Below are 22,888 nucleotides of genomic sequence, written 5' to 3'. Positions count from 1 at the left end.
GGCGCAGTTATCTTACTGCTGGCGTTCTTCGGTGGCTGACAGATAATCAAACTCAACGCTCAGCTCATCCGCCGTCGTCGTCAACACCGCACGCACCCGCCCGTCTTTTTGCCACACCAGGGTGCGTTTATTACCCCCAGCCCTCTGATTCACAAACCGCACCAGCGCGGCATCGGCTTTTTTCACTGACTGCTTTTTCAGTTCACTGGCCACATCAAACTCATCGCCATTAATCTTCACACTGACCAAAACAAAGCCGTCTTTTCGCAGGTTCAGCTGCAAATCCGAATAGCTGATGAGCGAATACTCCCGGTAAAGGCGGACACTTTTCTGCCGGCCACTCCGCACTTCTACTTCCGCATACACCGGCAGTTTGTAGTAGTAGGTCAGATCGCTGCAGTAGCTTTCTCCTTCCCGCTCCAGACCACAGTCAAACAGATCCGTCTGAGCACTGACCTGAGCCGCCTGCCAGGGCTGATAAGGCGCGTCCACCACTGGTGACATCCAGAGCGGATGAAAAGCATAGCTGTTAAATGACAACAGACCACTGAGCAATGCAGCGGCAGACAGGTATGTTCGACGGGACACAGGCGATACCAGAAAGTTAAAGGGATTCTGTTATAACAGGATTCAGGTCCGCAAACAAAGGCTGCCCTGCATATACTCCACCGGGGTCATCCCGGTCTGCTGACGGAAAAAGTGAATAAACGCACTGTCAGATGAGAACTCCAGCTGATAGGCAACATCATTAACCTGGTAACCTGAAGACAACAGCTCAATGCCAGCAAGCAAACGCCATTGCTGCCGCCAGGCCTGATAGTTCATCCCGGTTTCACGGCTAAAAAGCCGGCTGACCGTCTTACTGCTGGCACCATATCTGGCCGCCAGTTGAGCTGACGACGGCGGCAACTCACCTTCAACGCTCCAGCTCTCTGCCAGTGCTCTCATCCTTGGGTGAACCGGCAGGGTCAGTTGCAGCGACTCGACAGGTGCACTCTGCAACTCTTCGATAAAAAGCGCCAGGGTATTGCTGCTTGGCACCCCGTCCTCCTGCCAGGGCCACCAGGCCATACGCTCTATCAGCGCCCGCAGCAGCTCTCCGGCCTGAACCACTTTAACCCCATTTCCAATCTGCTTCGCCAGGCCGGATTCAAAATAGACAGAGCGGTAAGCCACCACATTAGTCATCATCGCCCTGTGCCCGATACCAGGCGGGATCCAGGCGGCGCGGGTCGGGGGTAAAACGAAGCGTTTACCGTCCAGCACAATCCGCATGCAACCTTTGGGTGCATACAAAAGCTGGCCACGGCTGTGGCAATGCATACCCGAATCATGCCTGCCCACCTCTGCTGCTATCCCAACAACCGGGCCGGGAATGGTGTCCGGGTCAAACGGTCTGCTCTGATCTATTTCTGCCATTGTCCCAATCCTGATATATCTGGTTCTGATTATGTTATCCGGCCACCGTGAGGCTAAGTAAACTTCCGCCATCTTTCAAGTACAACGGAAAAACACTATGCAACCCTTACTGTTTCTTATCCTGGCACTGATGATGTTTCCCCAGGTAGTGGAAACCATCTACAGCCCGGCGCTGCCTTCAATGGCGGCCTTTTTTGGGGTGTCCGTTCCGACAGCGGGGCTGACCATCTCCTGCTACTTCATCGCTTTTGCCTTTGGGGTGGTGTTCTGGGGGCTGATGGCTGACAGACTTGGCCGCAGACCCGCCATGCTGGGTGGCCTTGGCTGCTACGCTCTGGGTTCACTGGCTGCGCTTATGGCCGGCAACTTTTCTCTCCTGCTGGCAGCCAGGGCGATCAGTGCTTTTGGTGCCGCCAGCGGCTCTGTCGTCAGTCAGACGATACTGCGTGACCGCTGGCAGGGCCCGCAACTGGCCAGATTCTTTTCATATATGGGAATGGGAATAGCCCTCAGCCCGGTGATCGGAATGCTGGCAGGCGGACAACTGGCAGCAACCGGAGGTCATCAGGCCGTATTTACTGCGCTGATGGGACTGGCAGTGCTGCTGCTTACCATCACCGCAGCCGCCCTGCCGGAAACCCGCGCGGTGCGCCCTCCGGTAAAGCTGACTGCTCTGGCAAAGCGTATGCTGACAGACAGCGCGCTGTGGCGTGACGCCATTCTGGTTGCCTGCTTTAATGTACTGCTGTTTGGCTACTATCTGCAGGGGCCGTTTCTGTTTGAAGCTATGGGTTACGGTGAGCGTGAGTTTGGGTATAGCGGAATAGCACTGGCACTTGGCACCCTGGCAGGCAGCTATGCCAACAAGGCGCTTCTTAAGTCCGGCCACTCGCCAGATCTTCTGATCCGCCGCGCCTGTTATCTTGCCCTGCTGAGCGCAGCAGCAGTCTGTGTCCTGCAATCAGACATCTGGTTTATGCTGCCTGTAATGGGCCTGGTCGCCGCCTTTGCCATCGCAATCCCCAACATTCTCAGCCGGGCGCTGAAAGCCTATCAGCAACAGCTTGGCAGCGCCGGCGCCCTGTTCGGTCTGGGTTACTACCTGCTGATCGGCTCCGGGCTTGGGTTGTTCGGCTTGCTGGAAAACTATGGTCTCTGTGCCCTGATAGTCTCGGCACTCGCCTTTACTGCCTCAGCAACAAAGCAGCTCAAAGCAGTATCAGTGAAGCAGGCATAACAGGACAAATGCCTTACGCCTGCTCAGCGCCAACAAACAACATCCCCGCAGGTGAATGCGGGGCTGATGCTGCACCTGGGAAACCGGACCCTTACAGAGCCTAACATCAAATCAAATCTCTTGTTTATCAGCTCACGTGGATATAAGGATTTCACCTTATCGCTATATGAACACCTGACAAGCCCATCAAATTTCGATATAAGACATGCATTTACAACACATATCCACGTTCAGCTTCACTTTATAAACCGGCGCGCACAGTTTGATACAAAGCTCATTATTCTGAATCACTCCCATTGACACCATTAACATCAGCAACATAATCAGACAAAAGATTTGACAATGTACAACAATGTTTTCTTACAAGGACGATTATGGACAGGTTTAAAATTCGTACCCAGCTGCTGATTGGATTTGGTACAGCTTCCCTGCTGATCCTCATGCTTGGTATTTACAACTTCTTTGCGGCGGCAGAGATCAACAACCAATCGACCGAGATCAGCGAACGCTGGATCCCGGTTATCCAGGCGGTAGACAGGATGAACACCCAGACCGCCGATCTGCGGGTGTTTGAAGCTCAGCACATCATCTCACTGGCAGATGAAGATCAGAAAGAAGTCGAGGCATCGCTTGAAAAGCTCACCTCGGAGATCGCCATCACCCTGAACAATTTTGAAAAAGTCACCAGCCAGGCAGAGGAGAACCGTCTGTGCGATGCTTTTGAGAAAGCCTACCTCAACTACATTACTGTGCAGGAAGGAGTACTGAAACTCTCCCGCACCAACCAGAACGAAGCAGCCCGGATGCTGTTCGTCGGTAAGTCACTCAACCTCTATGACGAGCTGTCCGAAGCACTGACAGCCCTGAGCCGCTTCTACACCCGCGAAGCCGACCTTGCGAGCAAACGTGGCGATGAAGCGTTTGATACTGCCTCAACCGTCTCACTGGCGGTAATGTCCCTTGCGGTAACCCTGGCTGTTATCATGGGCTACTTCATTTCCAAAGGCATTGTGTTGCCGATCAACAACCTGCAGCATGTAATGCACAACGTGGCCCAGGGTAACCTGAACGTAACAGCCTCTGAATCAGGCGATAATGAAATGACGGCACTGGCCCGCGACGTTAACCTGACCATCTCCACCCTGCAAAAAATCTCCGGCGAACTGAGCCAGATAGCAGAGAGCGTGGCATCAACCTCTCAGGAGCTGTCGAGCGTTATCCAGCAGTCTGACATCAACGCCAAACAGGAACTGTCGCATATAGAGCAGGTTTCTGCAGCGGTCAGCCAGCTCTCAAGCACAGCAACAGAAGTCAGCCAGAACGCCACTACGGCGGAAAAAGAAGCCCAGCTGGCGAGTGAGAACGTTAATGTGGGCAGCCAGGCACTGGCCCGCTCGAATGAAATCACCGAACGCATCATCCACTCCAGCCACGAAACCGTAGACATCGTTGAGCAACTGCGTACCTTCTCGCTGGAAATCGGCCAGGTGGTCGAGGTGATCAACAGCGTTTCAGAGCAGACCAACCTGCTGGCACTTAACGCGGCGATTGAAGCCGCCCGTGCTGGTGAACAGGGACGCGGCTTTGCCGTGGTTGCTGATGAAGTACGTTCTCTGGCCGCCACCACCCAGAAATCAACCGTCGAAATCCAGAACGTAATCCAGAAACTGCAGGCACAGGCGGAAAAAGCCGACCAGCACATGCGTAACAACGCCACCATGGTTGAAGAGAGCCAGACTATCGCCCAGCAGGTCTCGGAAGCCTTCGCGGCCATCACCGACTCAGTAAGTAAAATCTCTGAAATCAACACCCTGGTCGCCACCGCATCAGAAGAGCAGTCCTGTGTGACCAGTGAAATCGCGTCAAATGTGGTCCAGACCTCAGACATCGTTAACCAGAACGTCGCAGGTATCACCCAGAGCGCCACCGTTTCCGAGTCACTGGCTGATTACTCCGAGCAACAGAAAGAAGCGCTGCGGTTCTTCTCTCACGCTTCATAAAACACTTAACAAATACTGGAGCTAAACAGCAACAAGGCCGGGTTCCCCGGCCTTTTCTTTATCCTCCCTGCCGGGCTTTTACAAACTTTTACAATGTGAACGGAATCTGAAAATCCGCTTAAGCGCTGGTTAAGCAGAGCTTTGTCATAGTAACCCCGTACTCAACAAACACTCCCCAAGGAACACACTATGAAAAAAATGATTATCGCGTCAGCTCTGGTTTTGGCTTCTGGTACTGCTATGGCATCTGGTGGCTTTGATGGCCCGTCTCAGTCCGGCGGTTTTAACGGACCATCCCTGGCGGCCAGTTCGACAGTCGCTGAAGCTCTGGAAGCCCGCGATGATTCTCAGGTTCAGCTGACAGGTCATATCACCCACTATATCGGTGATGAGGAATATCAGTTCAGTGACGGCCAGAACAACATCGTGATTGAAATCGATGACCGGGTCTGGCAGGGTCTGAGCATTACTCCGCAGGATAAGATCACCATCATTGGTGAAGTGGACAAAGACTGGAAAGAGGTCAAGATTGATGCAGACCGGGTACAGAAAGCCAGTTAACCGCTGAGCCACATCCGGTATCGTGCAGCGCCCCTCAAACGAGGGGCGCTTTTCTTACTGAGACAACAACTTTCTGACGGGCTCCTGCTCGGTGTACTCAACTGAGTCATGCTCAGGCAGCTTGTCGATATCGGCCTTATTGCCGGTCACTATCAGTACCTGTTGTTTCACCAGAGCATCAACCACTTCAAGGTTGTGCTGACGAAGAAGCGCTCTCACGTCGCTCTCTTTTCCTTTGTGATACTTCACGAAGTAACGCGCAGGTTGCTGCTCTGCCTGTTCAGGTCGTTCATCCACAACAGGAAACCCCTGATTGTTTGCCAAACTGGCCGAACTCAGCCCGGCCGCCAGCAGTGCGATTGCACACACTGACGACAAAGAAAGTAAGGTCTGCTTCTTCATGGTCGCTCCTTATTCAAAGGACAGAGTCCAGCTGTTGATGGTGCCTGTGTCTCTTCTGGCATTGTCCACGGCTTTTAGTTCCCAGGTTCCCTTAGCCTCAAAACCAGAGAAGTCTGCCTGGAAACTGGTTTTGATATTACTTGCGCCGCCACCAGCATTGTCATGCAAAACCACCTGACCACCAGTTGGTGATGTCAGCGTTACGCGCAAATCGCCAACGTAGGTATGGCTGATATCCAGGTCGACCGCTACAACGCCGGCATCGCCTGAGCGGGCTACATCCAGTGAGCTTACAATGCCTGTTGGATTGTTGTCAGGAATCGCTACAGGATTAGAGTTAGTGTAGCTGGAAGGTGCACTCACACCTGATGAACTATCCGAACCATTATGGGTTGCCACCAGAGAAACACCAGAATACGCACTGTAACCGTAAACCAGCACTTCATACTGACCCGCCTGCGACACATTCAGGCTGCAGCTCTCACCGTTACCATCAACCCATGAACGGCAGTCGTAAGTGTTGGTGTCTGGTGTGCCGTTAAAGCGCACATAAAGGTCTGCATCACCGGAGCCACCGCTCATACTGAACATTGCCAGGGTCGCATCAGCAGGAACGTCAAACACAAACACTGCGCCTGATTTACTGCCACCGGAAAGCTGCGTTTTCGCGACACCATTTTCCAGAACGTTATCATCAGAACCACCGCCATTCGGACCATTACAGCCTTCGTCCAAATAACGTTTCGCTGCATCAGCATTGACCAGACCATAACCGGTGCGGTTATCCCGGCCAGCAACGTCAATATCTGTCGCTGTCTTAATCAGTGCATTACGCACCTGCGCTGCTGTACAGGTTGGATGGTAGCTCCAGACCAGCCCCGCAACCCCTGTCACGTGTGGTGTCGCCATCGAAGTACCATTGTAGTACTCATAGTCTTCACCCTGAGAGGTTGAAACGGTGATCTCCTGGCCGACATAACCAAGCAGCTCCTGACCAAAGGCGCGGTCAACCGTTACAGATACCATACGTGCAGTGTTGTTTTGATCGACCAGGAAAGGATTCTGCAAACCCGGCAGTGCAGAGTTACTGTAAACAATCGCAGCGCGCGCGCCTGCGTTATAACATGCCTGAACCGCATCAATTTCCGGATAACTGTTCGAGGACTGATTTCCGATACGTTCGGTCAGACAGATCTTCCCCGTCATGTCACCACAGTTGAAACTGCCACCCGACACATCACAGCTTGCCAGTGTGGCCGTGACAGAGCCCGCAACCGGGTCAGGGTTGTAGCTTCCGCCACTTTGAATCAGCCGGTTGTGAGGCACAATGCCGCGCTCAAACTGGCTGACTCCATTCAGATGAATGTCCGACAGCTTACCCTCACCAACCGTCACGGTAGACAGAATTGCCATACCCGGACCAGCAATTTCAACCTGATCGGTAGCCTGAGAGAATGCTGCGTGATCGCTCTGGTTATCCACCGCCGCTACCGACATCACTGAATCATAAGAAGCCGGATAGCTGTGAGCGGTATTGCCATCGTTGCCTGCTGCAGCAATCAGCAACACACCCTGGTCGTAAATGCTTTTCAGGGCATTTTTCTCGGTAACACTGGACTGGCTGCCACCAAGGCTCATGTTCACCACGTTTGCGCCATTGTCGGCACAGGTCTGAACCGCTTTCACCAGGCTGGATGAGTAACCCCAGCCGGACTCGTTAAACACTTTTACAATATGCAGATTCACATTCTGATTTGGCATAACTCCTTTGACGCCTTCCGTATTGGCAATCGCAGCGATAGTACCTGCCACGTGCGTACCGTGAGCATTGCCACTGCCAGGTACACTCCAGGAGCCGGTACCGCTGTCGTTGGTGCCCGCAACGCGGTTGCCACTCAGGTCATTGTGCGCCAGATCGTAACCGGAATCGATAATACACACGGTACGGTTACCCGCATTCGAATCATCCAGCAGTTGTGCATTCACAGCCTCATAACCCCATGGGATGGTTTCACTGAGCAGGTAACGCGGAGGGTCAACCTCCACGTACTCCACGTCGCTTCGGTTACGCAGGTGACCGATTTCAGAATCTTCCATCTCAACACTGTAAATTGCACGGTTCCCCAGCCTCTCCACTTTGCGCGCTTTCAGCTGATCCAGAATCGACTCCTGCGCGATGCGTGGCCCCCAGAATAAGCTTCTGCCCATTGCTGAAGGAGTTGATGTATCTTCTTTAAACTTGACGATGTATTTGGTCGGCAGACTGGCTTCATCGATCCCCGTCAGAGGAGCCGCGTACGCTGACGCAGAGAGTGTCATCGCTGCAGCAACAGCTGACAATGAAAACAAACCTTTCGAATTAATTATTATTTGATGCATTTGCTCTGTTCCTTTTTGAGCGGATTTATATTCATCATACCCTCATTAAAAGTCACCGAACGGCGTCCTTAAGGGGCGACCCAGCTATAGCCCACCAGCAGAAAACAACAAACGATTCATTGCATGAATGACTTACAAATGAACAAAATATCACCAAACCAACGAATTCCGTTAACACCGCAATCAGCAATTAAAACCTTATAAAGCAAATACTTATTAATGAATTGACCGCATGTTAATTTATTGTTAGTGAGTAAATATTCTATATTTCAGAAGCTCAATACAATCACCCACTCCATGCAAGTTCTCCCAAATGACAAAATGAATAATCAGATGCTCAGGGAGGAGTAGAAACAACTTCATACAGGGGGAGCTTTACAGGCTGACGATGAACTCAGATCAAACTTGTATTGCTTTTATCCATCATATTTCCTGAACCGCCTCAGGGACTGTGCAAAAAGGGTCACCAGCGTCAGAGACCCGCAGTTAAAGACCACCTGGCGTATGGGCTTCAGAGCATCTCTGTCGCCTTATTAATATCACATCTGATATACCTCCTACCCTCCTATAGCTGTATCCGCATGGCTAGCTCTGCACTAAGATAAGCCCTGTTCCCAAACAACAAAGGTATTCATCAATGAAAAAGACCGTACTCGCCTGGACTATCGCCAGCACCCTTTTGACCGCTCCGGTTTTCGCAAACAGTGGCATTGCGTCTCAGACGCCACTGGCTCAGGCAACCAGCGCCATTCAGGCAGAAGACCAGACTAAACTGGCTCAGCTTGCTTACGAGTACGCGTACTCCATTGATGAGGCCTACAAATACTTCTACGAAACTGTGGTCAAAGCGGATTACCCGCTTAACCAGTTCCAGAACATCCGTCAGCTGGCTGACCACACTTACACCGCGCACCCGACCATTAACAACGATACCCTGCATATCATGGGCTGGATGGACGTGGCCGCAGAGCCTGTGATCATTACCATCCCGGATCATGATGAAGGCCGTTACTGGCTGTTCCACACCATGAACATGCAGCACTTCACTGATTCGGGCTTCGGCTCACCGGATCGCGGCACCAAAGGCGGCGTGTTTATGTATGCCCTGGAAGGGTGGGAAGGTGAAGTACCGGCCAGTGTAGATGAAGTGATCTACGTTGAGCATCCGCTGGTGAAAATGATGGGTCGTATCATGGATCTCGGCGGAGAAGACTCGCCAAAAGCACAGAAGCTGATGGACCTGTGGACTGTCCGTACCCTGTCTGAGTTCCTGGGGCAGAAAGGACCAGAACCGGTACAACGCAACTACCCGGACCCGGCCAACAGCAACTGGGTTGAGCGTACCAACTTCATTCTGTCTGAGGGTACCATGCGCGACCACGATGCTGAGCTGCTGGCAAAGTTTGCCCCGTTTGGCCTGGGCCAGCCTGTTGGCACGCTGCTGACTGAAAAGCAGCAGAAACTCATTGAACAGGCACAGAAAGACGGCTTTGAGCATATCAAAAATGCACCCTTTACCGATTCGCGTGACGTTCTGGGTACCCGGGAAGAGATGACAGCGGTACCAAGCTTCCAGCACGCATTTGGGACACTGCTGGGACAGTGGGGCCTGCCAGCTTCCTACACCATGTACACCGGTGATTTTGTTGACGCCGATGGTGAACCGCTGGATGGCAGCAAATACGACTACACTGTCACCTTTACTGCCCCTGAAGTTGAAGGCTTCTGGTCATACACGGCTTACAGCGGCAAGACCCGCCTGATGGAAGAAAACAGCATGAACCGTCATTCGCGTGGTGACCGTACCCTGACACCAAACGAAGATGGCACCTACACCATCTACATGAGCTCAGACACCAAAGGCCAGGAGAACAACCCGAACTTCCTGCCGATCCCGGACCACAGCTGGTACGCCGTACTGCGTATGTACACTCCGGGTGACAGCGTACGAAACGATGAGTGGAAACCGGTTCCGTTTACCAAAGTCGCAAAGAAATAACGCAAACCCTGCAAGCCCTGGCATGACGTCAGGGCTTACTTTACTATCGGGAGTATCACCCTAAGCGCAGAACACGACACCTATGAACCGCACCGATCTCAACCTGCTCTATACGCTCGATGTGCTTCTGAAAGTAAAAAGCACTACCCTGGCAGCCAAAGAGCTCAGTACCAGCCAGTCGGCCGTCAGCCGCTCACTGACGAAGATGCGTGAAGCCATGGGTGACCAGCTTCTGGTGCGCAAAGGCCAGAGCCTGGAGCTGACGGCAAGGGGAGAACAGCTGCGCCGGGACCTGCCTCAGCTGATGAGCCAGATGGAGCACCTGTTTAATGGCGATGCGTTCGACGCCGCCAGCTGCAATGCCCAGGTGACGATAGCGATGAACGCCTCTGTTGCAGAGTGGATTGTGCCCGGTTTTGTCCACTACCTTTCGGTTGAAGCGCCGAACATCGAACTGACCATAGATGACTGGGGCGCCTCGACACCGGACCAGCTGACCCGGGGGAAAGTGCGTATGGGCATCAACTATTTTCCGCTCGATCTGCCAAAAAGCTTTATTCAGAGAAAAGTCGGTAAAGATGATTTTGTGCTGGTCTGCCGGGCCGATCACCCGCTTCACAATGAGCCGCATATCACCCTGGACCACATCCGGGAACACCCTTTTGCAGTGCACATTATGAAAGACTGGAACGATGTCACGCCAAGGGCAGAAGCTGAACTGCACAGGCACGGTGTCCACCGCAATGTGAAACTGCGCTGCCGCCACCTGAGTATTATCCTCCGGGCGCTGCAGGAGTCTGACATGGTGCTGTTTTGCCCCCGCCTGACCGCCGCTCAGTTCGATAAGCGTTTTATCGCCATCCCGTTTTCTGACCAGTACCAGCAACCAAGCGGCGATATCGGCCTGTTCTACTCTAACCACTTTACCAGTGACCCGCTAACCCTGTGGCTGGAAGAGGCGCTCAGAAAGGTGATAAAGCAGGTTACCAGGACTCCTGCCCGGCCGGGTGAATGGCAGTCACTCTGACCACACCTCAGGAGCGTAAAAAAACGGAGCAGAAAAAAAGAGAAGCACCGGCTTCTCTTTTCTTACATCTCACTTAAGACTGGCTGTGCTTTTCGTAAACCCTGGCCAGATACTCATCCTTTTCCTGCCACTGACTGTTAAGCCAGTTGTGGAAGCGGCGTTTAAAAGCTTTGTCAGTGAAGTAATCACCATTCACGTTTTCATCGATCGGATGAAGCTTCACCCGAACCACCACACTGGTTAAGTTACCTTTGAGCATATCGATAAATGGTGACTCCTGATTCTCAGGGTAGGCCAGGGTGACATCGACAATGCCATCCATCAAATCCCCCATAGCGCTGAGTGCAAAAGCGAGACCACCAGTTTTGGGCTTTAACAGGTGCTGGTAGCGCTGTTTTCCGGCCGCCAGTTTCTCTTTGTTGGCCCGGGTGCCTTCCACAAAGTTAACCAGAGTGGTTGGCGCACGTTTGAATTTTTCACAAGAGGCTTTAATCGCATTAAAGTCATCGTTCCGGCGCTCAGGGTGACGCAGCAGATACTCACGCGAGTGGCGCTTCATAAATGGCATATCAAGCCCCCAGCAGGCAAGGCCAACAAAAGGGACATAAAGAAGGTCGTGTTTGAGAAAGAACTTGGTCGCCGGAATTTTATCTTTTAAAACAGAAGATAAAATTACAATGTCAGCCCAACTCAAATGATTGGACATCAGCAAATACCATTGCTCACGGGAGAGTGACTCTTCACCTTCAATTTCCCACTTAATTTTGTTGTTGGCATTAAGCATCCATAAATTGAGGCTAGCCCAGCACCAGAATTGCTTGTTCGCTAAAACCGTCAGTTTTTTTTGCATCCACTGAGTTGGGATGAGCAGCTTGATTAAAGCTAATAAAGAAACAATCAGCGCAGTGCACGCAGTGTTAAGCGTAACGAACAGCACGTTTACGCCCATACGAAGGTTATCAAGCATTGTTACAAATTCTTACAGGGAAAAATGCAGTATACATGGTTAAAAAATAATTCCTGCTTTTTTGTCCAAACAGGCGTAATTAAATACGAAATAATATAAACCTGGTTGCAATAGAGATGAGAGATGAATTTGATTATTACAGGTGATTTACTCTGTTCCCTGAAACTAATTAGCGTTTAGTAATATATAAAGTTCATGCCAGATATGAATCCGGAAAAAATATATGTACTTATTTAATCACTCGTTTCATTGAGCATAAGTGTCTGGATAGCAAACATAAAAAAAGACCGGTTACCCGGCCTTTAATCTGTCGCATCACTTCAGCAGTCTTGCCCGCACCTGACGGCCTTTCATCTTGCCGGTTTCAATTTTCTTAAGCGCTTTGCGTGCAATAGACTTGTCTACCGCCACATACGAGCGCATCGGAAACAGGTTGATTTTACCTACCAGCTTACCCTCGATGCCGCCCTGACCGGTCAGCGCGCCCAGGATGTCACCGGCGCGGATTTTCTGCTTTTTACCACCATCGATCTGGATGGTCTGCATCACCGGAGTAAATGGCTCACAGCCCGGTTTCTCCGGCAGGGTATCCGGAGTGATTTCGATATCCATATACTCATCGATACGGGCGATCTTAATCATCTCTTTTTCAGCGAAGAAGTTGAACGCCAGGCCTTTGTTACCGGCGCGGCCGGTACGGCCAATGCGGTGAACGTGCACTTCCGGGTCACGGGACACCTGGAAGTTAAATACCGCGTCCAGGTCGTCGATATCCAGACCACGCGCCGCCACGTCAGTCGCCACCAGAATGGAGACACTCTTGTTAGCGAACTGCACCAGCGCCTGGTCACGTTCACGCTGCTCCATATCACCATGCAGCTCAATCACGCTGAAACCACGATGATGCAGCTCATCGGCCACATTCTGCACCTCTTTTTTGGTGTTACAGAACACAACCGAAGACGCCGGTTTGTGCACAAGCAGCAGGGTTTCCAGCGCGTTATCACGCTCTTCACTGGTCTCCAGCTGATAGAAGAACTGACGGATGCTGCTGTGATCGTGGGTAGACTCCACTTTGACCATCTGCGGCTTATCCATCACTTTGTTTGCGATCGATTTGATCTGATCCGGGAAAGTGGCACTGAACAGCAGGGTCTGACGATCCTGTGGTGCTTCGGCAATGATCGCGTCCAGCGCATCAGCAAAGCCCATATCCAGCATACGGTCTGCTTCATCCAGTACCAGGGTGTTCAGCTCCGCCAGATTGATGCGGCCTTTTTCCAGGTGGTCCAGAATACGTCCTGGCGTACCTACCAGAATGTGCGCGCCATGCTCAAGAGAGCCGATTTGCGGACCCATCGGCATACCGCCGCACAGGGTCAGCACTTTAATGTTGTGAATGGCACGCGCCAGAGTACGGATCTCTTTGGCAACCTGATCGGCCAGCTCACGGGTCGGACACAGCACCAGTGACTGAACCCGGAAACGCTTCACGTTGAGGTTCTGCAAAAGACCCAGACCAAAGCTGGCGGTTTTACCCGAGCCGGTTTTACCCTGACCAATCACATCGTGCCCTTTGAGGATCAGCGGCAGACTCAGCTCCTGAATCGGCGTCATCTGAGTAAAGCCCATGGTCTCAAGGTTAGAAAGCAGCGCCGGATTAAGTGGCAGGGAGGTAAATTTTGCAGTAGTCACTGTGGTTGCCCGTTTTCAAAAATGAGCGCGCATTATGGGGGATCGCCAAAAAGAATCCAGCGATTTTTTAACCAGCGCAGAAATCAGCGCCGGTTAAAATTTACACTGTAAACGGACAGCCCCGGCTTCAGGGTGATACCACCACACCGGAAACCCGGTGATAGGTCCGGACCGGCCTGCCAACGCAGCCATGCTGAAGGTAGGCCGTCAGCAGTCCTTTTCTCACTGCATGGTCCAGATAACGGCGGGCTGTGGTCTTGCTCAGCCCGGCCTTTTCCGCCAGTGACTGGGCGCTGTGCTCTTCATTAAGGTGACGAAAACAGTTCATCACCTGCTCAAGGGTATAAGGGTCGACACCCTGTTGCCCGCCGGTTGCCGCAGGCTGCTCGCGCACCGAGAGCATTTTATCCAGCTCGCTCTGCGCCACTTCCCCCTGCCTGCTGAGCACCTGATAAAACGCGCTGAAGCGCTCAAGGGTTTCACCGAGACGATGATAGTTCATCGGCTTGATCAGATAATCAAACACGCCGAAGATCAGAGCCCGGCGGATCACTTCCATATCATTGGCCGCCGAGATATACACCACGTGAGGCTGATTCGGCTGATCTTTCCAGTGACTGAGCAGCGCAAGACCATCACCATCCGGCAGATAATGGTCAAGCAGGATCAGATCCGGCTCCAGCATCTGCTGCATGGCTTTGGCCTGACGGACGCAGTTGGCCAGCCCCACCACACGGTAGCCCTCCTGCGCGGAAACAAACTGGCTGTGCAGATCCGCGATACTGTTTTCATCATCGACGATCATCACGTTAATCATGCCGGCTCTCCCGCATCTGGTTTGGCAATGTACAGGGTGATATTGGTCATCCCCGGCTCCGAATCAATTTCAATATAACCACCGGCTTCCTCCACGTAACGTTTGACCAGGTACAGGCCAATACCGTGCCCCTCTTCCGGTTTGGAGGAGACGCCCAGGTCGAAAATCTTCTGCTGCAGCGCCGGGGGGATCCCTTTGCCATTGTCACTGACCGCCACGATCAGCTCCGGCCCCTGGTCGTTAATCGCCAGCTCCACTACTCCGCTTTGCATCTCACAGGCGGCAAAACTGTTGTCGATCAGGTTACCAGTGATGGCGCACAGGGCTTCTTCACTCAGTGTGGGCGGCAGGCTGGCCACATAGCTGTCCGGCGAGAGGGAGAAGGCAATCTGCCTCTCACTGGCTTTATGGCATTTACCAATCAACAGACCGGCCAGGGTATCGAGCCGGCACTGGCTGGTGATCTGGTCGATAAGACGCTGCTGACCATCTGACTGTACATCAATCAGCGCCAGTGCGCGGTCGCTGCGGCCCATCTGGATCAGTCCTGCGATGGTGGTCAGCTTGTTGGCGTATTCATGGCGCATGATCCGCAGGCTTTCGGTGTGCTGGCGGATCTGGCTGAGCTGCTGAGTAAGCATGCTGATCTCATCGCGCAGCCTGAAGCTGACCACGCAGCCCCCCTGCTCACGGGCAAGACTGACCCTGCTGGCTACCACAGGCCGTCCACCCAGTACCACCAGCTGGTCTGATACGCTGGGTTTGGTGGCATCGCAGAACCCCTCAGAGGTTACAACGTCACTTACAGTTCTGCCTGTCACCTGTTCTGAAACTAACCCCAGCCAGCGGGCGGCGTTGTGATTGCACTCAATCACCCGGTTTTGATTATCCAGCGCCAGCACGCCCTCGTGAGTGGCATTGAGGATCACCCGCTTGAGTTCCAGGTTCTGTATCAGCTGCGAAGGCTCCAGTCCCTGCATACCACTGCGGATCCAGCGGGAAATGAACCAGGTAAACAGTGCCGAGAGCACCACGGTGGTGAGGGAGATAATAAGGATGGGCAGCCAGTGGACCCGCTTCCACTCGCTCAGGGTATCGATCAGATAGCCGACTTTGATCATGCCTACCACCTGACCGGAATCATCCAGAATCGGACTGATATAGCGCAGTGAACGCCCGAGCGAGCCCGTCCCTTCAGAGAGGTAGTGACGGCCATGGTTAAGGGCATCGTCAATGTCACCCCCCATGATCGGCGTGCCAACTCTTTCCGCTACCGGATGAGTCATGCGGATCCCCTGCCGATCACCAATCACGATAAAATCGGCGTCCGACACGGCATAGAGCTCATCGACTACCGCCTGAACCCCCGTCACATCACCGAGGCTGACGGCATCCCTGAGCGAATCGAGTTCCGCTATCTGGCGCGACTGAACCATAGCCCGGGCGGCCACCTCCTGACGCAGAATCGTCATCGCTTTTGGCACCACCGTCAGCCACCAAACCCCGGCCTGAAGCAGGAGCACGGCAAGCAGGCTGAGCAGAATTTTCTTGTTAAATGTCACTGTCTCTCTCCTTTGAAAACAGGATACCGCATCGCCTGAACAGCCGGGCGTCAGGCGGGGTAAAACTCAGCCCTGATCACGCTCTGGTTTTTATGGTGCAAATGGTGGAGTAAATGGAGCTTACGGGTCTCAATGATGTTTTTCTCAATATCCGTTGCACCCGGTTTTTAGCCCGGCTGCACTTTTCATCGCCACTTTTGCCCCACTGATGCAAATCTGATCCGCCGCACTTTTTTCCCCCTGCCGTTCGCTAACGTGACCATCAGATTGGTAAATTTAAGGAGAAAACCGATGCTGCTCCAGTCCCCGAATGCCAGATTACTGGCGTTAGTTTTACTCAGTGTGGTGCTGTGGTTTATGCCGGTGCCGGAAGGGCTGAGTATCGAAGCCTGGCACATGATGACGATTTTCATCGCGACCGTGCTGGGCCTAATCGTGGCACCACTGCCACTGGGCGCAATGGCGCTAATCGGCCTGAGTGCCACCACCCTGACCGGGCTGCTGCCGATCAAGACCGCGCTGTCCGGCTTTGCTCACCCAACCATCTGGATGATTGCCGCCGCTTTCTTTATCTCACGTGGCTTTATTCAGACCGGCTTTGGCCGCCGGGTGGGTTACCTGTTCATCAGCAAACTGGGCCACAACTCGCTGGGACTGGCTTACGGCCTGGTGCTGACCGACCTGCTGTTCGCCCCGGCCACTCCAAGTACCACAGCGCGATGCGGCGGGATCATCTCGCCCCTGTTTCGTTCGGTAGCGGATGCCTATAACTCTTCACCGGACAAAGGCACCGAGAACAAGATCGGCGCTTTCCTGGTGCAGTGTATCTTCCAGTGTAACGCCATCACCTGTGCCATGTTCCTGACCTCCATGGCCGGTAACCCGCTGGCAGCGAACTTCGCAGCCGAGCAGGGCGTGGAAATTACCTGGGGTGCGTGGGCACTGGCCGCTATCGTTCCCGGCCTGCTGTGTCTGGGGCTTATCCCGCTGGTGATGTACAAATTCTTCCCGCCGGAGCTGAAAAAGACCCCGGAGATGCGCGAACTGGCCCGTAAAGAGCTGAAAAGCATGGGGGCGATGACCCGCGCGGAGTGGATGATCGCGGGTACCTTTGTGGGCATGGTCACCCTGTGGGTACTGGGCCCAACCCTGTCGCTGCACTCAACCGTGACTGCGCTGGCTGGCCTGGTGTTCCTGCTGGTAACCCACACTATCAAGTGGGATGACGTGCTCAAAGAGAAAGAAGCCTGGCATACCATAGTCTGGTTCGCGGTGCTGGTGATGATGGCCGGACAGCTGAACAAGCTGGGCTTTATCGGCTGGTTCGGTGATATGGTCGGTGCCTCCATGGCCGGTTACGGCTGGGTTGCCACCCTGGTGATATTGCTGCTCGTGTATTTCTACAGTCACTACCTGATGGCCAGTGCCATGGCCCACATCAGCGCCATGTACTCTGCCTTCCTGGCGATTGCCATCGGTGCCGGCGCTCCGCCGCTGCTGGCCGCAATTGTACTGGGCATGTTCTCTAACCTGTATATGTCCACCACCCACTACTCCTCCGGCCCTGCGCCAATCCTGTTTGGTGCCGGCTTCATGCCGCTCAAACAGTGGTGGAAGATAGGCTTTGTGTTCACCCTGGTGGTGATCCCAATCTTTATCTTCGTTGGCGGCGCCTGGTGGAAACTGCTGGGGATGTGGTAACAGGGATAACCGCTCCTTTGTATAACGACAAAAGCCGTCACATAACGTGACGGCTTTGCCCGGTGCAGGCAAGCGCTCCACACCGCCTCGCGTACCCCCGGATACGCCAGACCACTATCACTTTTTATCCCGCCCGGAACAAACCCGGGCCGCGAAAGCCCGGTCAACATCCCGCCGGAATGTAATTTATAAAATCCATCACCAGTGAATTAGCGAGCCATATCAGATTCCCTGCCCCGCTCATTCAGCCAGATGGATGAAAAGGCCTGGAATTCCCGCCACCGCATATCAATCCTGGCCGCCGTTTCCGGAGTGCGATGCACTCCAGACATACAGCATCTCCAGCGCTACCGTAGCTCCGGCCAGTGCGGTGATATCACTCTGGTCATAAGCCGGCGCGACTTCCACCACGTCCATGCCCACCAGGTTAATCCCTTCCAGAGCGCGGATGACTTTCAGCAGTTTGTCTGAGGTGATCCCGCCACAAACCGGCGTGCCGGTCCCCGGGGCAAACGCCGGGTCCAGGCAGTCAATATCCACCGTCAGGTAAGCTGGCTTATCCCCGATGACACGGCGAATTTCAGCCGCGATCTCTGCAGCGCTCATATCATTGGCCTGCATGGCATTAATCACGTTAAAACCGTGGCTCTGCTGTTCATACTCAGTGCGGATACCGATCTGCACTGAGTGCTCTGCAGAGATCAGTCCCTCTTTCGGCGCATGATAGAACATGGTGCCGTGGTCGTACTCACTGCCGTTGTCGTAGGTGTCGGTATGAGCATCAAAGTGGATCAGCGCCATCTCACCGTACTTTTTGGCGTGCGCGCGCAGCACCGGCAGAGTCACGAAATGATCCCCGCCCAGAGTCAGCAGGGCTTTGCCGTCGGCAATAATCTGCTCTGCTGCCAGCTCCATGCGCCGGGTAAAGTCCCCGGCATCGCCACAGTCAAATACCAGGTCGCCCGCATCCACAACCCTGGTTTTCTCAAACAGGTTAAAGCTCCAGGGGAACTTCTTTCCCTCCCACGCGAGATTCACCGAAGCACGGCGAATCGCGTCCGGGCCCAGACGCGCGCCCGGACGGCCAGAAGTGGCCATATCCAGTGGCGCGCCCAGTACCACCACATCGGCATCGCTGCCGAGTGGGTTGCGGATATATGGACGACGGACAAAGGTCATCGCGTTTGAGTACAGCGAGTAATCAGTTTTGCTGAACACATCTTTCACTTAAAAATCCTCCAGGTAGGTGTAACCACGCAGGCCCTGTTCAAGCTCGCTCATTACCCCATCCTGCTCCTGCGGCGCGACACGCTCAGTGACCAGCTGACGGTAATTGCTGCGGATCGCATCCACATCGATATGAACGTAACGCATCATGTCTTCCACGCTGTCGCCCTCGTTCACGTTAACCACCTCCACTTCGCCCTGGTCGCCGATATTGACTACCGCGCTGTGGGTGTCACCAAACAGGTTATGCATGTCACCCAGGATCTCCTGGTACGCACCGACCAGGAAAAAGCCCATCAGGTACGGCTGATCTTTGCTCCACGCCGGTACCGGCAGAGTGGACTCAATGCCCTGACCTTCCACGTACTGCTCAATCGCCCCATCTGAGTCGCAGGTAATGTCGAGCATCACTGCGCGGCGGTCTTCCGCCTGACCTAAGCCGGAAAGCGGCAGCACAGGGAATACCTGGTCAATGCCCCACGCATCCGGCAGCGACTGGAACAGGGAGAAGTTCACAAAGAACTTGTCTGCCAGGCGCTCGCTCAGCTCATCCAGGATCGGACGATGGAAGCGGTTGCGGTTGTTCATCTGCGCCGCCAGCTCGTGGTAAATCCGCAGCGACAGCTGCTCTGCCCACGCCCTGTGCTCAAGGTTAAGAACACCGGTAGTAAACAGGCTGTGCGCCTCTGCCAGATCGGCCTGGGTATCGTTGTAAATCTCAATCAGCGCCCTTGCATCCGAGCCTTCACACAGACTCTCCCAGCTGCGCCACATGTTTTGCAGCAATACCGGGCCATCCTGCTCCGGCTCAGTGACCGCCTCCGGATAGTACGCCTCGGTGCCGATCACATTGGTGATCAGTACCGCGTGATGTGCAGTCAGGGAGCGGCCGGACTCGGAGATGATCACCGGCATCGGCTGACGATACTCCTGGCACACGTCCCCCACTGTACTGACGATATTGCGCGCGTACTCAGCCAGGCCGTAGTTCATCGAGTTGGACGACTGACTGCGGGTACCGTCGTAGTCCACCGCCAGGCCACCGCCCACATCCAGAAACTCAATGCCGGCACCAAGGTCGCGCAGCTCGCAGTAAAAACGCGCCGCTTCGTTAACCCCTTTACGTACATCGCGGATGTTGGCCATCTGAGAACCGAGGTGGAAATGCACCAGCTGCAGGCAATCCAGCATGCTGAGCTCTTTCAGGCGCGACATCACGGTCAGTACCTGAGAGGCCGACAGACCAAACTTGGACTTCTCACCACCGCTCGCCTGCCACTTGCCTGCGCCCTGAGACGCAAGACGAATGCGCAGGCCAAGTCGCGGAGTCACGCCCAGGCTTTTCGCTTCACTCAGCACCAGATCCAGCTCAGAAAGCTTCTCCAGCACAATAAAGACTTTATGACCCAACTTCTCGCCGATCAGCGCCAGACGGATGTACTCACGATCTTTATAGCCATTACAGACAATCACCGAACTCGCCTGCTGCGCCAGAGCCAGCACCGCCAGAAGCTCTGGCTTGCTGCCCGCTTCCAGGCCGAGCTGTTTGGTTTCAGACTTCGCCTGGCTTGCCAGGATCTCATCCACCACTTCTTTCTGCTGGTTCACTTTGATCGGGTAAACCAGCAGGTAGTTGTTGTCGTAGCCGTATTCGTCAATCGCCTGGTTAAATGCCTGGCAAATGTTATTTACCCGCTGATGCAGGATCTGTGGAAAACGCACCAGTACCGGTAAATTCAGTCCGCGCTGCTCAAGTTTGCCCACCACCGAACTGAGCGGCGTGGCAAAGGCGTTATCGCTTCGCGGCGATACATACACCTCACCCTGATTGTCTATCCCGTAGAAGCCCTGGCTCCAGTAATGCACGTTATAGTCAGCGCGAACGCGGTCTAGCTTAGTTTGTTGTTCCACATCATTTCTCACTGTTTATCTGAGTTAAATATCAGGCAGCAGAGATAAAATTCAGAAATGCTGCCCCGGTTGATGGGGCGTATTAACGGGCAAAAACAGAAAGGCGTCTAACAATATATTTTTGTCGACAGGATTAGCTTTGGTGATGGAAAAAAGACGGGCGTAAAGCCCGGAAGCCGACCGCTGCGCAGCTGGTTAAAAGCAGCATATACAACGGGGCTTCCGGGGTAAATAAACAGAGACCGCTGGTTACAGATGCAGCCTGCGAAGCTCTTTTTTATCGACTTTACCAACGCTGGTTTTGGCAATGCTGTCAGTAAACTTCACTTTCAGCAGCAGAGCTTCCCTGGCGAGAATACCTTTGGTAATAAAGTCTTTTGCGAAGTTCAGAAGTTCCTTCTCTGTCACCTGAACGTCTTTTTTGAGGGTCACCAGCGCCAGGGGAACTTCTCCCCACTTGTCATGAGGCATGCCTATGACGGCCACTTCAGAAACCGCTGAATGCTGATGAAGAATATCTTCCAGCTCCAGCGAACTGACCCATTCACCGGAAATTTTGATCATATCCTTAACCCGGTCAGTAATCTTAAAGAATCCCTCGCCGTCAACAGTAGCCACATCCCCGGTATGCAGGAAACCACCGCGCCACAACGCTTTGGAATTCTTGTTGTCTTTATAGTAGTTCGGCGTCAGCCACGGCGCCCGTACCACAATTTCACCACTGGTTTCACCGTTGTGTTCGAGCTTCTCCATCTCTTCATCCACGATATGGGCTTCGACCATTGCGACTTTTTTACCCGTCTTGGAGCGATACTCGGCCTGCTCGTCAATATCCAGATCCAGGTGCTCCTGATCGAGCTGTACAATTGAAAGAATCGGCCCGGTCTCACTCATTCCGTAACCGGCAAACACATCGATATTTCGCTCCAGCGCCGCTTTACACAGCGCCTTAGGCAGCGCAGCGCCACCAATCACTACTTTCCAGTCAGAGAAATCGACAGACTGAGATTTGGGAGAGCTCAACAGCAGGTGCAAAATCGTTGGAACGCAGTGTGAGAACGTCACCTTCTCTTTTTCTATCAGGCCCAGCAAAACATCAGGAATGTACTTACCCGGATAGACCTGCTTCACGCCCAGCATGGTCGCCATATACGGCAGCCCCCAGGCATGCACGTGGAACATCGGCGTGATCGGCATATAGACATCGCCCCGGTGCAGCCTCCCCTGTACAGGGTTTGTTCCGAGTGAGCTGAGTATACTCAACGTGTGCAACACCAGCTGGCGATGGGTGAAGAACACCCCTTTAGGCATGCCGGTAGTACCTGTGGTGTAGAAGGTGGTCGCCACCGTGTTTTCATCAAAGTCAGGAAAATCAAACTCTGCTTCTTCCTGCTCCAGCAGTTGCTCGTACTCACACTCCCCCTCGTCACGCAGAACCACATAGCGGCTGACGGTATCAATCCGGCCTTTGATCTGATCCAGAATCGGCAGAAACTCCTCATGAATAAGCAGGATGTCGTCTTCCGCGTGGTCAATGGTATAGAGGATCTGCTCCGGAGAGAGTCGGACATTGATCATGTGCAGCTTGGCACCAATCATCGGAATGGCAAAGTAGCACTCCAGATAGCGGTGCGAGTCGTAATCCATCACCGCTACCGTATCGCCTTTTTTGACGCCCATTCGGGTCAGGGCGTTGGCGAACTGCTTCACCCGATTATGAAAAGTCTCATAACTGTGGCGGCGATGGTTGGCGTAGACAATCTCCTGTTTCGGGTTAAAAGCAACCGGTGAAAACAGCAGGTTTTTTATCAGCAGCTGATAGTTGGACGGGTCGTTAACGTATTGGATCATGTGGGGTCTTCGTTATCTTTCTGTATTGGTGGATTTTGTAAGTCATTAAGCCCGCTGAGTTTCACGAACTTTAATCGCTTCAGGGTGATATATTCCTGAGTGGACGGCAATCAGGTTGGGGCTTAAGTGTTAA

The 22,888-nt window shown here is 53.5% G+C and carries 17 protein-coding genes; 6 read left to right on the top strand and 11 right to left on the bottom strand.

Annotated elements, in window-relative coordinates; translation table 11 throughout:
- Positions 1–12 precede the first annotated feature (12 nt).
- Positions 13–588 carry a hypothetical protein gene (locus ACVB80_RS09370; protein WP_481081014.1) on the bottom strand — a complete coding sequence of 192 codons (576 nt, stop codon included), beginning with the start codon at positions 586–588 and terminating at the stop codon, positions 13–15.
- A 42-nt stretch (positions 589–630) separates the two neighbouring features.
- The gene (locus ACVB80_RS09365) at positions 631–1,419 is read right to left on the bottom strand and encodes an AraC family transcriptional regulator (protein ID WP_481081013.1); all 789 of its coding nucleotides are present in this window, start codon (positions 1,417–1,419) and stop codon (positions 631–633) included.
- A 97-nt stretch (positions 1,420–1,516) separates the two neighbouring features.
- Here ACVB80_RS09365 and ACVB80_RS09360 point away from each other — a divergent pair, with 97 nt between their 5' ends.
- From ACVB80_RS09360 to ACVB80_RS09350, 3 genes are all read left to right on the top strand, one after another.
- Complete coding sequence (locus ACVB80_RS09360; RefSeq protein WP_481081012.1) at positions 1,517–2,656, top strand: multidrug effflux MFS transporter; 1,140 nt, start codon at positions 1,517–1,519, stop codon at positions 2,654–2,656.
- A 374-nt stretch (positions 2,657–3,030) separates the two neighbouring features.
- The gene (locus ACVB80_RS09355) at positions 3,031–4,656 is read left to right on the top strand and encodes a methyl-accepting chemotaxis protein (RefSeq protein ID WP_481081011.1); all 1,626 of its coding nucleotides are present in this window, start codon (positions 3,031–3,033) and stop codon (positions 4,654–4,656) included.
- A gap of 189 nt (positions 4,657–4,845) precedes the next feature.
- Positions 4,846–5,217: a YgiW/YdeI family stress tolerance OB fold protein gene (locus ACVB80_RS09350; protein WP_481081010.1), complete on the top strand. Its 372-nt coding sequence runs from the start codon at positions 4,846–4,848 to the stop codon at positions 5,215–5,217.
- 54 nt (positions 5,218–5,271) lie between these two features.
- Here the strand turns inward: ACVB80_RS09350 and ACVB80_RS09345 are convergent, their stop codons facing one another.
- Both ACVB80_RS09345 and ACVB80_RS09340 read right to left on the bottom strand, forming a co-directional pair.
- Positions 5,272–5,619 (bottom strand): ATPase, encoded by a 348-nt coding sequence (locus ACVB80_RS09345; protein WP_481081009.1) that lies wholly within the window; start codon positions 5,617–5,619, stop codon positions 5,272–5,274.
- Positions 5,620–5,628: 9 nt separating this feature from the next.
- Positions 5,629–7,998 carry a S8 family serine peptidase gene (locus tag ACVB80_RS09340; protein ID WP_481081008.1) on the bottom strand — a complete coding sequence of 790 codons (2,370 nt, stop codon included), beginning with the start codon at positions 7,996–7,998 and terminating at the stop codon, positions 5,629–5,631.
- A 637-nt stretch (positions 7,999–8,635) separates the two neighbouring features.
- Here ACVB80_RS09340 and ACVB80_RS09335 point away from each other — a divergent pair.
- Both ACVB80_RS09335 and ACVB80_RS09330 read left to right on the top strand, forming a co-directional pair.
- Positions 8,636–9,997, top strand: a complete 1,362-nt coding sequence (locus ACVB80_RS09335) for a DUF1214 domain-containing protein (protein WP_481081007.1) — start codon at positions 8,636–8,638, stop codon at positions 9,995–9,997.
- 82 nt (positions 9,998–10,079) lie between these two features.
- Positions 10,080–11,024 (top strand): LysR family transcriptional regulator, encoded by a 945-nt coding sequence (locus ACVB80_RS09330; RefSeq protein WP_481081006.1) that lies wholly within the window; start codon positions 10,080–10,082, stop codon positions 11,022–11,024.
- 73 nt (positions 11,025–11,097) lie between these two features.
- Here the strand turns inward: ACVB80_RS09330 and ACVB80_RS09325 are convergent, their stop codons facing one another.
- From ACVB80_RS09325 to ACVB80_RS09310, 4 genes are all read right to left on the bottom strand, one after another.
- The gene (locus tag ACVB80_RS09325; protein ID WP_481081005.1) at positions 11,098–11,991 is read right to left on the bottom strand and encodes an acyltransferase; all 894 of its coding nucleotides are present in this window, start codon (positions 11,989–11,991) and stop codon (positions 11,098–11,100) included.
- 315 nt (positions 11,992–12,306) lie between these two features.
- Positions 12,307–13,686 (bottom strand): ATP-dependent RNA helicase DbpA, encoded by a 1,380-nt coding sequence (gene dbpA, locus ACVB80_RS09320; RefSeq protein WP_481081004.1) that lies wholly within the window; start codon positions 13,684–13,686, stop codon positions 12,307–12,309.
- Positions 13,687–13,813: 127 nt separating this feature from the next.
- Positions 13,814–14,503 carry a response regulator gene (locus tag ACVB80_RS09315; RefSeq protein ID WP_481081003.1) on the bottom strand — a complete coding sequence of 230 codons (690 nt, stop codon included), beginning with the start codon at positions 14,501–14,503 and terminating at the stop codon, positions 13,814–13,816.
- Positions 14,500–16,065 carry an ATP-binding protein gene (locus ACVB80_RS09310; protein WP_481081002.1) on the bottom strand — a complete coding sequence of 522 codons (1,566 nt, stop codon included), beginning with the start codon at positions 16,063–16,065 and terminating at the stop codon, positions 14,500–14,502. Before ACVB80_RS09310 ends, ACVB80_RS09315 begins: the two co-directional genes overlap by 4 nt.
- A gap of 291 nt (positions 16,066–16,356) precedes the next feature.
- Between ACVB80_RS09310 and ACVB80_RS09305 the strand changes: the two genes are divergently transcribed.
- Positions 16,357–17,766 carry an anion permease gene (locus ACVB80_RS09305; RefSeq protein ID WP_481081001.1) on the top strand — a complete coding sequence of 470 codons (1,410 nt, stop codon included), beginning with the start codon at positions 16,357–16,359 and terminating at the stop codon, positions 17,764–17,766.
- 288 nt (positions 17,767–18,054) lie between these two features.
- On the opposite strand, the gene speB is transcribed toward ACVB80_RS09305, so the two are convergent.
- The 3 genes from speB to ACVB80_RS09290 form a co-directional block, all read right to left on the bottom strand.
- Entirely contained in the window at positions 18,055–18,993 is a 939-nt protein-coding gene (gene speB, locus ACVB80_RS09300; protein WP_481081000.1) for an agmatinase, read from the bottom strand.
- Positions 18,994–20,916, bottom strand: a complete 1,923-nt coding sequence (speA, locus tag ACVB80_RS09295) for an arginine decarboxylase (protein ID WP_481080999.1) — start codon at positions 20,914–20,916, stop codon at positions 18,994–18,996. It abuts the gene before it with no gap.
- Positions 20,917–21,153: 237 nt separating this feature from the next.
- Positions 21,154–22,755: a long-chain fatty acid--CoA ligase gene (locus ACVB80_RS09290; RefSeq protein WP_481080998.1), complete on the bottom strand. Its 1,602-nt coding sequence runs from the start codon at positions 22,753–22,755 to the stop codon at positions 21,154–21,156.
- Between the last annotated feature and the right edge of the window lie 133 nt (positions 22,756–22,888).

It is taken from the genome of Vibrio sp. 9-16B-A1, from assembly GCF_056726165.1.
The sequence above is the reverse complement of the archived record's forward strand: the minus strand, read 5'-3'. Positions and strand labels throughout refer to the sequence as shown.

Coding starts and splice junctions, on each gene's coding strand:
- ACVB80_RS09365 (WP_481081013.1), bottom strand. CDS start 1,419: ATGGCAGAAATAGATCAGAGCAGACCGTTTGACCCGGACACCATTCCC.
- ACVB80_RS09360 (WP_481081012.1), top strand. CDS start 1,517: ATGCAACCCTTACTGTTTCTTATCCTGGCACTGATGATGTTTCCCCAG.
- ACVB80_RS09355 (WP_481081011.1), top strand. CDS start 3,031: ATGGACAGGTTTAAAATTCGTACCCAGCTGCTGATTGGATTTGGTACA.
- ACVB80_RS09350 (WP_481081010.1), top strand. CDS start 4,846: ATGAAAAAAATGATTATCGCGTCAGCTCTGGTTTTGGCTTCTGGTACT.
- ACVB80_RS09345 (WP_481081009.1), bottom strand. CDS start 5,619: ATGAAGAAGCAGACCTTACTTTCTTTGTCGTCAGTGTGTGCAATCGCA.
- ACVB80_RS09340 (WP_481081008.1), bottom strand. CDS start 7,998: ATGCATCAAATAATAATTAATTCGAAAGGTTTGTTTTCATTGTCAGCT.
- ACVB80_RS09335 (WP_481081007.1), top strand. CDS start 8,636: ATGAAAAAGACCGTACTCGCCTGGACTATCGCCAGCACCCTTTTGACC.
- ACVB80_RS09330 (WP_481081006.1), top strand. CDS start 10,080: ATGAACCGCACCGATCTCAACCTGCTCTATACGCTCGATGTGCTTCTG.
- ACVB80_RS09325 (WP_481081005.1), bottom strand. CDS start 11,991: ATGCTTGATAACCTTCGTATGGGCGTAAACGTGCTGTTCGTTACGCTT.
- ACVB80_RS09315 (WP_481081003.1), bottom strand. CDS start 14,503: ATGATTAACGTGATGATCGTCGATGATGAAAACAGTATCGCGGATCTG.
- ACVB80_RS09305 (WP_481081001.1), top strand. CDS start 16,357: ATGCTGCTCCAGTCCCCGAATGCCAGATTACTGGCGTTAGTTTTACTC.
- ACVB80_RS09290 (WP_481080998.1), bottom strand. CDS start 22,755: ATGATCCAATACGTTAACGACCCGTCCAACTATCAGCTGCTGATAAAA.